Raw genomic sequence first — 10,606 nt, forward strand, 5'->3', positions numbered from 1 at the left:
GGGTTGGGTCGCGAACTTCACCGGCGACGATATCGCCAGCCGTTTCCCGCGCCTGGAAGATTGATGCGCCCACGGTTTTCGTCTTTAACCGCCGTCATCTCCACGAACGCGGGGGCCAGTATGGCAAACACCGTCACCGGCCCGAATCTGGATTCCCGCCTGCGCGGGAATGACGGTGTTGGGTGTGGGGGCGATTTTCCCGAAAAAATCGCCGTCGTCCCCGCGACGGCGGGGACCCAGAATGGCATGGCGAACACCGTCACAGGCCAGACTCTGGGTTCCCGCCTACGCGGGAATGCCGGCGTGTCATTAAAAACGTTGTTTCGTCGCTGAAAGGATTCTGCCCATGCCCATCAAAGCCATCCTCACCGATATCGAAGGCACCACCAGCGCGGTGAGTTTTGTTTTCGATGTGTTGTTTCCCTTCGCCGCCGAGCACTTGCCGTTGTTTGTGCTCACTCACGCCAACGACCCGCAAGTGGCCGAGCAGCTGCAAGCTGTGCGCGAACAGAGCGGCGAACCGCAGGCTGACGTGGCGCGGGTAACCGATATTCTCCTGAGTTGGATCGCCGAAGACCGCAAAGCCACGCCGCTCAAAGCCTTGCAGGGCATGGTCTGGGCCGAGGGCTATAAAGCCGGTTTGCTCAAAGGCCACGTTTACCCGGACGCGGTCGAAGCACTGCAACGCTGGAAGAGAGAGGGTTACGCGCTGTACGTGTATTCCTCGGGCTCAATCCAGGCGCAGCAACTGATTTTCGGCTGCTCGGTGGCCGGCGATTTGTCGCCGTTGTTTTCCGGCTACTTCGACACCACCTCCGGCCCCAAGCGTGAGGCGCAGTCGTACCGCACCATCGTCGCCCACATTGGCGTGCCAGCCGAGGAAGTGCTGTTCCTCTCCGATATCGTTGAAGAGCTCGATGCCGCGCAACAAGCCGGCCTGCAAACCTGTGGCCTGGCCCGCGAGGGCGGCGAACTGCGTGGCCACCAAACCCTGGCCAGCTTCGCCTTGATCGACCTTAACGCCTACTAGCAGCGCAGCTCGTCGCTCAGGCGGAACCTCTGCGCGGCGGTGTGCCTCTACCGCAGACACCGCTTACCGCGAGACGCCCGCCATGTTTCTCCAACTCAACTACTCCGCCTACCGCTACTGGGTGTATATCGCTCTGGCAGTGCTGGTGTTGCTGCACCTGTGGGCGGCTTATAACGTGGTGAAAAGCCCGGTGGCGCGACGCTTGAAAACCCTGTGGGTGAGCCTGATCGTGCTGTTCCCGCTGCTGGGCTTTTTCAACTGGTACGTGATGGGCCCGCGTGCGGAGCACGTGGCCAAACAATCGTAGGTTGGCGTTGAGCGCAGCGAAGCCCAACGGGCCGGCCCAACAGGGCGCGCAGAGGGGCTGCGCGTGTCTCTCCCCCCAAAAGACCGATGCACGCCGCACGGCAGCCGGCCTGTTGGGCTACCAGCGGTAGCTCACCGCGCTAACCACTTGGCGCTCATCGCCGTAACGGCAAATGGCGAACTCGCAGTAGGTGTATTTTTTGTTGGCCAGGTTGTTGGCGTTTACCGTTACTTCCCAGCTTTCGCCAATGCTGTAGCTGGCCATGGCGTCGAACAGGGTGTACGGCGGCATGCCTGATTCAATGCCCGATGCCTGGGTGCTGCCCTTGTAGCGCGCACCGCCGCCGATACGCAACTGCGGCAAACCAAACTGCGCGAAACGGTAGTCCGCCCACAACGCGGCCTGGTGGTAGGGCGTGTCTTCGCTGCGCTGGCCAATTTCGGCGCTGATGACGCTGTCGGTGGTACGCGCATCCACATAGGCGTACGAGGCAATTACGCTGGTGTTGGGTGTTATCTCTGCTTTGGCTTCCAGCTCCAGGCCACGGGAGCGCACTTCGCCGGTTTGCGTGAAGGTGTTGTTCTGCACGTCTGGTTTGAGCACGTTGCGTTGGATCAGCTCATACACCGCGGCGCTTAGCAGCAGGTTGCTGTCGTCGGGTTGGTAGCGCACGCCGATTTCATACTGCTTGCCTTCGGTAGGCGCAAAGCTTTGGCCAGGCGCATCAGCCACGGCGATGGGGAAGAACGATTCGCTGTAGCTGATATAGGGCGCCAGGCCGTTGTCGGCTTTGTAGATAAAGCCGGCGCGCCAAGTGGTGGATTCGTAGTCTTCGCTAAACGGGTCGCCGCCTCGGTGGGCTTGCAGGTCTTGCCCGGCCCAGTCGTGACGGCCGCCCAGTACGGCAATCCAGTGCTCGTCAAAGGTGATCTGGTCTTGCAGGTACAAGCCTTTTTGCAAGGTGTCGACCTGTGAGCCACGGTCGAGACTGCGGCGGTCATCAACCACCACCGGTTGGCCATAGTTGTAGCGTTTGAGGTCCAGCGACGGCGCGTTGCCACGGAAGTTGTGCGAGTCGTAGCTGGTGTCGTAGCCATCAAAACCCACCAGCAGCACATGGCGCCAGTCGTTGAACTGCCAGGTGGATTCGATGTTGGTGTCACTGGCAATACCGCGCGAGCGCTCGGTGCGGTTGCTGTATTGGCGCCGTAGCACACCGGTGTTTTGCACTTGGGTCAGGCTGGCGGCGCTGGTGTTGATTTGCAGGTAGTCCCACTCCACTTTTGACTGGTAGTAACGCAGCTTGTGGTTGATGCGCGTGTGTTCGTCAAAGCGGTGTTCAAACTCATAACCCAGCGTGCTCATCTCGCCGTCCATCTTGTCGTAGTCCGGCTCGCCAATAAAATCGTGGCGGCCGATTTTGTAGCGGCTATCGCCCACGCCTTCGACCAGTTGATACGCCAAAGGCGCGGAAAAACCGGTCTGGGTTTTTTGGTAGAACGACAGCAGCGTTAGCGAGGTGTCTTCATTCGGGCGCCAGGTCAGGGCCGGGGCGATGTACAGCTTGTCGTTGTCGATGTAGTCCTGCGGAGTGGAGCTGTCGCGGTCTAGCAGGGTCAGGCGGTAGCTGAGTGTTTCACTGTCGCCCAGGGGGCCGCTGAGGTCGGTGGAAATCTGTTTGCGGTCGCTATTGCCTACTTGCAGGTTTACTTCGTGGTACGGCGTGTCTGTCGGGCGCTTGCTCACGGCGTTGATCAGGCCACCCGGTGACAGTTGGCCGTACAGCACCGAGGCGGCGCCACGAATTACTTCTGCGCGTTCCAGGCCATAGGGTTCCTGCACGCCGTCGTAGGAGTTGTTTTGCAGGCGTAGGCCGTCGCGCAGCGAGCCGCCGGTGGCTGATTCAACATCGAAACCGCGGATGCGGAAGCGGTCCGAGGTGCGGTTAAAACTGGTCGGCTGGCTGGTGAAACCGGGGGTCAGGTTGAGCGCCTGGGACAGGGTTTCGGCCTGGCGATCGCGGATTTCATCGCTGGTTACCACGGAAAGCGATTGTGGCGTTTCAGTGATCGGCGTATCGGTTTTGGTCGCGCTCAAGTTGCGCGTGGCCACGTAGCCTTTGACATAGTTGGTGGGGCTGGAGTCGCCGCTGGCGTTGATGTTGGTGGCGCCCAGTTCCAGGCTGTTGCTAGTACTCACGGGCGCCAATACATAGCCGTTGCTGCTGCGGTTGGCGACAAAACCGCTGCCTTGCAGCAGTGTGGCAAAGCCCGTTTCCACGGTGTATTGGCCATGCAGGCCTGGGCTGTTGCGCCCGGCCATGCTCTGGGTTTCAAACAGAATCGCGACGCCGGCCTGTTGGGCAAAACGGTTGAGTGCATCAGCCAGTGGCCCGGCGGCGATATCGAAGCGGCTTTGGCCGAGTTCGGCGTTTTGTGCCTGCGCAGGGGTAGTCGTGAGGGTGCCGATCAAGGCGGCACACGTCAGGTGCATGGCCAGGGCCAGGGGTGTCAGGCGGGTTACCGGGGCCGGTCGTAAAGCGTGAATGCGCATGATGATGGAGGTCCGAGACGGTTGGTTTCTACTCCCTTGACGGCTAGAGCAGAAAACCCGGAACCCCATTTGCTGAAATTGTTTAGCCCTTGGCTTCACGGCTTGCGGCTGACGATGACCAACCATGGGCTGAACTGACGAACACGCACTGGCAAGGCATCGGCAATCAGTTGCAGCGCCCGTTGGCTGTTATCCAGCGGCAGCACGGCAGAAACCCGCAGGTCTGCCAGCGCTTCGCGATCAAACTGCACATGGCCAGGGTGTTGCCGCGCCAATTCGTCGAGCACCTCGGGCAACGGCTGGTTCTGTACCACCAACTGGTGATAACGCCAGGCATCGTTGACGCTGCCGGGGTCGATGGCGCTCAGCAACTGCACTTGGGTTGCGCTGATGCGAGCCTGTTCGCCGGCGCCCACTTCAACGCTGGTGGGATTGGCGCTGGCGGTAGCGGCCACCCGCGATTCGAGCATGGTCAACAGCGTAATGCCGTTTTCGCGCTTGACCACAAACCGAGTGCCGAGGGCGCGCATTTGCCCTTGTTCGGTTTCGACAATAAATGGCCGCGCCGGGTCATGGGCAACCTCCACCAACACTTCGCCACGCAGCAAACGGATGCGCCGTTGTTGATCATCAAAGTGCAGGTCGACGGCACTGTTGCCGTTCAAGGTGAGGTGCGACTGGTCGGGCAGGGTTTGGCTAAGCCATTGCGCGGGCGCGGTGTGTAGATCTGCCAGCCAGTAGCGGGGCATATCGCTGCGCCAGAGCGCCCAACCCGGCAACAGCAGAGCGATCAACAACAGCAAGGCCGTGGCGCCGCGTTTGCCGCTGTAGGTTTTATTGCGACTGGCATAGGCGCTATCCAGCGCGGCATGCACCGAGGCTTTCTGCGGGCGCAGGGCACTCATCTGGCCAACAAAACCCTGCAAACGCTCGGCTGCCGCTGCGTGGCGCGGGTCGAGGGCTTTCCAGTGGGCAAAATCGGCGCGCAGTTGCTCTTCTACGCCGGGCTCGTTTAGTTGAATCAGCCAATTGGCGGCTTGTTCATTGATGCTTTCGCGGGTGCTCATAGCGCGTTTAGATATCCAGCGTATTGCTGCAATGCAGCAGCGCATGCATCAAATGCTTGCGCACCATGCGCTCGGAAATGCTCATTTGCGTGGCGATTTGCGCCTGCGTCAGGCCGTCGAGGAAATACAACAAAAACGCCTGGCGTTGCTTGGCGCTGAGTTCTTCCAGCACAAAGGCAATCTGCTCAAGGGCTTCGAGGGTGGTAAGAATTTGCTCGGGGGACTGGAAGCCGGCGAGGGTTTGCGCCGTTAGCGCCAGTTCCTGCAGATACGCCTCTTCAATCTGCTTGCGCCGCGCACGGTCAATCACTAGGCGGCGTGCGGTGGTGCTCAGGTAAGCGCGCGGCTCGCGGATGCTGGCAACCACGTCGCGCGAGGTAAGAATACGAGCGAAGGTGTCTTGCGCCAGGTCGGCGGCGTTGTGCGCACAGCCAAGTTTTCGTCGCAGCCAGGCAAACAGCCAACCGTGGTGGTGGCTGTAGAGCTCGTGAATGGCTTGCTGAAAAGGAGGTTCGGCGGCGGACATACCTGTCATAGCAAGGAAATAACCTTGCCTCTCAAATGAGAATGGCTCGCATAGTAGCGACAGGCTACTGCGCCACGCAATACATCCTTTACAAGCTCCCTGAACCTAAAGCGCGACCGACTATCCTAGAAGGGCAATCCCTTCCTCAAGGAGTACCACGATGGGTAACGGTTTTAATGGCCTGATTGGCCTGATCATTCTGGCGCTGGATATCTGGGCGATTATCAACGTGCTGAAAAGCGGCGCCGAGACGGGCATGAAAGTGCTGTGGGTGCTGTTGATCGTGCTGCTGCCGGTGCTGGGGCTGATTATCTGGGCCATCGCTGGGCCGCGCGGCAACGTGCGTATCTAGGTCTATAGCAACCAGGCACCTTCGAGTTGCAGCAACAGCTGCTTGCGCTCCAGGCCGCCGGCATAGCCGGTGAGGGTGCCGTTGCTGCCGATTACGCGGTGGCAGGGAATCACCACCGCAATCGGGTTGGCGCCATTGGCCGTGCCCACCGCGCGCACGGCTTTTGGCCGCTGAATACGCACGGCCAACTCGGCATAGCTGCAGGTGCGCCCGAACGGGATTTGCTGCAGCGCCTGCCATACCTCTTGCTGAAACGGCGTGCCCAGCGGTGCCAAGCGCAGCTGGAACTGCTGGCGCTGGCCGGCGAAGTATTCGTCTAACTGCCGGCATACCTCATCCAACTCGGCGTCCGCCGCTTGCCAGTTTTCGTTTAATTCCCATGGCTGCGCGCCATCCATATGCAGCAGGCGCAAACCCTGTTCGTCTCCGGCCAATAGCAGTGGGCCGATGGGGCTGTCGTGGTAGCGGTAATGCATACGGTCACTCCTCAGGTTCGGCGTAGCTTTGCCACAAATACATGGCGGCATAGGCCCGCCATGGGCGCCAGGCCTCGGCCTGGGCGGTGAGGGCGCCGGCGCTGATGCCGGCGCTGCCCCAGAGTTTGGCCTTGAGCAGGCCCAGGTCGCTGGCGGGAAACGCGTCCGCCACGCCAAAGGCACGCAGGGCGATGTAGTGCGCGGTCCAGGGGCCGATGCCGGGCAGGGCGCAGAGGCGCTCGAGCAAGTCGTCCACGCCGTCATCGGCATGCAGCGCCAGGCTGCCGTCGGTAAGGGCGCGGGCGAAGCCTTGTAAGGTCGCCACCCGCTTGCCGGGCATGCCGATGCCGTCCAGATTTGCCTCGGCAATCGCGAGCGGGGTAGGAAACAGTCGAGCCGGGCCATCTTCTGGCGCAGCGGGCAAAGCTTCGCCCAAGCGTTTTACCAAGCGGCCGACGATGGTCACTGCGGCCTTTACCGTTACCTGTTGGCCAACGATGGCCCGTACCGCCTGCTCGAACGGGTCGAAGGCTGTGGGAATGCGCAGGCCGGGGTAGCGCGTCACCAGGGCGGCGAGTTGGCTATCTTGGCTTAGGTGACGGGCGATTTCGCCGGTATCGGTATCCAGATCAAACATGCGCCTAACGCGGGCTGCCAGTAGCGGCAGCACGTCGACGGCGGACGGGCTTACCGTCAACTCCAGCGCGCTGTGTTCAGGCCGATGGCGCAGGGCAAACCAGCCGCTTACCGTGCCAATGCGAAAGGTGCGGCGGTAACCGTCTGCGCTTACCTGCTCTATATCCGGCAGGCAGCGTAGGGCGAAGTAGGCGTGAAACTGTTGCCAGTTCCACGGCGGCACATACGACAAAAGTAGGGGAGTGGGCTGTGTGTTCATGGCGCTAACCATAGCGACTGAAGCGCTGGCCTGTCTCGCCGCTTCTTGCTTTTCAATTCGGGCATTTTTTGCAACAGGCGCAAGGTTCGACCTGTCATGCCTGGCCACGTAGAATGCGCGCCTCGCCTGGGGCCGATGGGCTCCAGCTACCGATTTTTTCCGCGCCCATACCGGCGCGGCGCAGAGGAGCAACGCCATGAGCGACTATCAGGAAACCCTCTACGAAGGCTACGGCCAACGTTTTCGCATGGACAAACTGCTGCACGAAGTGCGCACCGAACATCAACACCTAGTGATTTTCGAAAACCCGCGCATGGGCCGGGTAATGGCCCTCGACGGCGTGATTCAAACCACCGAAGCCGACGAGTTTATCTACCACGAGATGCTTACCCACGTGCCGATTCTGGCCCACGGCGCCGCGCGTAAGGTGCTGATCATTGGTGGCGGTGACGGCGGCATGCTGCGTGAAGTCAGCAAGCACCGCAGCGTTGAACACATCACCATGGTCGAGATCGACGGCACCGTGGTCGACATGTGCAAAGAGTTTCTGCCCGAGCACTCCAAAGGCGCTTACGACGACCCGCGTCTGAACCTGGTGATTGATGACGGCATGCGCTTTGTTGCCACCACCGAAGAAAAATTCGACGTAATCATTTCCGACTCCACCGACCCGATTGGCCCCGGTGAAGTGCTGTTTTCGGAAAACTTCTACCAAGCCTGCCGCCGCTGCCTTAACGAAGGCGGCATTCTGGTCACCCAGAACGGCACGCCCTTTATGCAATTGGACGGCGTACAAAACACCGCCGGGCGCATGAACGGCCTGTTCGCCGACTGGCACTTTTATATGGCCGCTGTGCCTACTTATATCGGTGGCGCCATGACCTTTGCCTGGGGCGCGACCAACGCCGGCCTGCGCAACATCCCGCTGGACACCCTGCGCCAACGGTTCGCCGGCAGCGGAATTGTTACCCGCTACTACAACCCCGACGTGCACCTAGGCGCCTTCGCCTTACCGCAATACGTGCTCAAAGCCATCAACAAACCCAGCAACGACTGACCCTCCGTAGGGTGTGCTACGCGCACCAAGCGATTTCCCGTTAGATCGCTTTGGTGCGCACAGCACACCCTACGGCACGTTTGCCGACGCGTGGCGTCGCGGTTCTCAACGAAATTTTCACATTCGCTCGCTGAAAATCCGCCGCTTCGTTTCTTGCTGAGCGGCGGAGTATTCTTCGTCACCTTTCTTCTCGCACGCCTAACCCGTGAGATCACAACATGGCACTACCGGACGCCCTGAGCAGTTCCTCCGCAGCATCGCGTGGCACGCCCACGCTTAAAAGCCACCTGATCTTTACCGCCCTGAGTGCCTTCGCCTTGCTGGTGATGTACACGCTGCTGCGGGTGGCCTTGCTGGTGTACAACCGCGAGCTGATTGGTGAAGACACCGTCGCCACCTTTGCCGAAGCTTTTTTCAACGGCATGCGCTTTGACTTGCGCGTAGTGGTGTATGCCGTTGCGCCGTTGCTGATCTCCATCCTGATTCCGGCCGCCATGGTCCGTCGCGGCTGGATGCGGGTTTGGCTGACGTTCTTTGCCAGCGTTACCCTGTTTCTCGGCCTGACCGAGCTGGATTTCTACCGCGAATTCCACCAGCGCCTGAATAGCCTGGTGTTCCAGTACTTCCAGGAAGACCCGAAAACCGTACTGAGCATGCTCTGGAATGGTTTCCCAGTAGGGCGTTACTTGCTGGCCTGGGCAGTCGCCACCTGGCTGCTGTTCAAGCTGTTCAAAGGCCTGGACCTGCTTAGCCGTCCGCGCAACACCCCGGCCATGTTTGCCGCCAAACCCCGTACCCGCACGTCGTGGCCGCTGCGTGGCGTGGCCTTTACCCTGTGCTTGGTGCTGGCGGTATTGGCCGCTCGCGGTACGTTGAAACAAGGCCCACCCCTGCGTTGGGGCGACGCCTACACCACCGAATCGATGTTCGCCAACCAGCTCGGTCTTAACGGCACCCTGACCCTGGTGTCGGCCGCCACCGCCAGTTTCTCCTCCCATCGTCAGAACGCCTGGAAATCCACCATGGAAGATGGTGATGCCCAGGAGATCGTGCGCAAGATGATCCTCACCCCCCACGACGTGTTGGTGGATGCTGATAAAGCCGCGATTCGTCGCGACTTTACCCCGCCGGCCGATGGCACCCTGCCCGGGGTGAAGAACGTGGTGGTAATTTTGATGGAAAGCTTTGCCGGCCACTTTGTTGGCGCCCTTGGCAGCCCGCTGAACATAACCCCAGAGTTCGACAAGCTAGCGAAGGAGGGCGTGTTGTTTGACCGCTTCTTCTCCAACGGCACCCACACCCACCAGGGCATGTTCGCCACCATGGCGTGCTTCCCCAACTTGCCGAGCTTCGAATATTTGATGCGGATGCCCGAGGGCAACCACAAGTTCTCCGGCTTGCCACAACTGCTTGATGCCCGCGACTTCGACAACCTCTACGTCTACAACGGCAACTTCCAGTGGGACAACCAGTCCGGGTTCTTTAGCAACCAAGGCATGACCAACTTTATTGGCCGCGAAGACTTCGTAAACCCGGTATTTATGGACCCAACCTGGGGCGTATCTGACCAGGACATGTTCGACCGTGGCGCCAAAGAGCTGGAAAGCAACTACGGCAAAAAACCGTTCTATGCCCTGCTGCAAACCCTGTCCAACCACACCCCGTACGCCTTGCCGGCCGAGCTGCCCGTTGAGCGCGTCAACACCGGCAGTACCTCGGACGAACACCTGACTGCCATGCGTTATTCGGACTGGGCGCTGGGTCAATTCTTCGAGAAAGCGCGTAAAGCGCCGTACTTTAAAGACACCCTGTTTGTGATCGTTGGCGACCACGGTTTTGGCAGTGACGAGCAACTGACCGAAATGGACCTGTTCCGCTTTAACGTGCCGCTGCTACTGATCGGCCCAGGCATTCAGGAAAAATTCGGCCCACTGCGCCATACCGTCGGCACGCAAATCGACATCGTGCCGACCATCATGGGCCGTCTGGGTGGGCAAGTGCGTCACCAATGCTGGGGCCGTGACCTGCTCACCCTGCCAGAAGGCGACCATGGCATTGGCGTAATCAAACCGTCCGGTGGTGAACAGACGGTCGCCATCGTTACCCCCGAGCGCATCCTTATCCAACCCAAAGGCTTTGAACCGCGCCTATACGAATACCAACTGGGCGCCAAATCCAGCGCCAAACGGGTACCGGGTGATATCGACCCGGAACTGAAAAAGCAGCTGGAAGCCTTCCTGCAAACCGCCACCAAAAGCTTGCTGGACAACACCGCCGGCGTAGTAGACGGCATGCCGGATAAAGGCGACGACTGAGCCGCAGGGTGTGTGCACACTTGCACAC

General features: G+C 60.3%; 10 protein-coding genes. 5 read left to right on the forward strand and 5 right to left on the reverse strand.

What is annotated here, in order from left to right; translation table 11 throughout:
• Window positions 1-346 precede the first annotated feature (346 nt).
• Both mtnC and AAAB16_RS08865 read left to right on the forward strand, forming a co-directional pair.
• Entirely contained in the window at window positions 347-1,030 is a 684-nt protein-coding gene (gene mtnC / locus AAAB16_RS08860; protein ID WP_340663003.1) for an acireductone synthase, read from the forward strand.
• Between the two features lie 82 nt (window positions 1,031-1,112).
• Complete coding sequence (locus tag AAAB16_RS08865; protein WP_340663004.1) at window positions 1,113-1,337, forward strand: hypothetical protein; 225 nt, start codon at window positions 1,113-1,115, stop codon at window positions 1,335-1,337.
• Window positions 1,338-1,454: 117 nt separating this feature from the next.
• Here AAAB16_RS08865 and AAAB16_RS08870 read toward each other — a convergent pair whose 3' ends face one another.
• The 3 genes from AAAB16_RS08870 to AAAB16_RS08880 form a co-directional block, all read right to left on the reverse strand.
• Window positions 1,455-3,890 carry a TonB-dependent siderophore receptor gene (locus AAAB16_RS08870; protein ID WP_340663005.1) on the reverse strand — a complete coding sequence of 812 codons (2,436 nt, stop codon included), beginning with the start codon at window positions 3,888-3,890 and terminating at the stop codon, window positions 1,455-1,457.
• Between the two features lie 95 nt (window positions 3,891-3,985).
• Entirely contained in the window at window positions 3,986-4,957 is a 972-nt protein-coding gene (locus AAAB16_RS08875; RefSeq protein ID WP_340663006.1) for a FecR family protein, read from the reverse strand.
• 7 nt (window positions 4,958-4,964) lie between these two features.
• The gene (locus AAAB16_RS08880) at window positions 4,965-5,483 is read right to left on the reverse strand and encodes a sigma-70 family RNA polymerase sigma factor (protein WP_340663007.1); all 519 of its coding nucleotides are present in this window, start codon (window positions 5,481-5,483) and stop codon (window positions 4,965-4,967) included.
• Window positions 5,484-5,643: 160 nt separating this feature from the next.
• Here AAAB16_RS08880 and AAAB16_RS08885 point away from each other — a divergent pair, with 160 nt between their 5' ends.
• On the forward strand, window positions 5,644-5,835 hold the full coding sequence (locus AAAB16_RS08885) for a PLDc N-terminal domain-containing protein (RefSeq protein ID WP_110618342.1): 192 nt from the start codon (window positions 5,644-5,646) through the stop codon (window positions 5,833-5,835).
• A 2-nt stretch (window positions 5,836-5,837) separates the two neighbouring features.
• Here AAAB16_RS08885 and AAAB16_RS08890 read toward each other — a convergent pair whose 3' ends face one another.
• Window positions 5,838-6,311, reverse strand: a complete 474-nt coding sequence (locus AAAB16_RS08890; protein ID WP_340663008.1) for a methylated-DNA--[protein]-cysteine S-methyltransferase — start codon at window positions 6,309-6,311, stop codon at window positions 5,838-5,840.
• Between the two features lie 4 nt (window positions 6,312-6,315).
• Window positions 6,316-7,206, reverse strand: coding sequence for a DNA-3-methyladenine glycosylase (locus tag AAAB16_RS08895; RefSeq protein ID WP_340663009.1), 891 nt, complete (start codon window positions 7,204-7,206; stop codon window positions 6,316-6,318).
• Between the two features lie 196 nt (window positions 7,207-7,402).
• Between AAAB16_RS08895 and speE the strand changes: the two genes are divergently transcribed.
• Together speE and AAAB16_RS08905 are read left to right on the forward strand one after the other, a co-directional pair.
• Entirely contained in the window at window positions 7,403-8,263 is an 861-nt protein-coding gene (speE, locus tag AAAB16_RS08900; RefSeq protein ID WP_340663010.1) for a polyamine aminopropyltransferase, read from the forward strand.
• A 218-nt stretch (window positions 8,264-8,481) separates the two neighbouring features.
• Complete coding sequence (locus AAAB16_RS08905) at window positions 8,482-10,578, forward strand: LTA synthase family protein (RefSeq protein ID WP_340663011.1); 2,097 nt, start codon at window positions 8,482-8,484, stop codon at window positions 10,576-10,578.
• Window positions 10,579-10,606 lie beyond the last annotated feature (28 nt).

It is taken from the genome of Pseudomonas sp., from assembly GCF_037994325.1.
In the GTDB taxonomy this organism is placed as follows: Bacteria; Pseudomonadota; Gammaproteobacteria; order Pseudomonadales; family Pseudomonadaceae; genus Aquipseudomonas.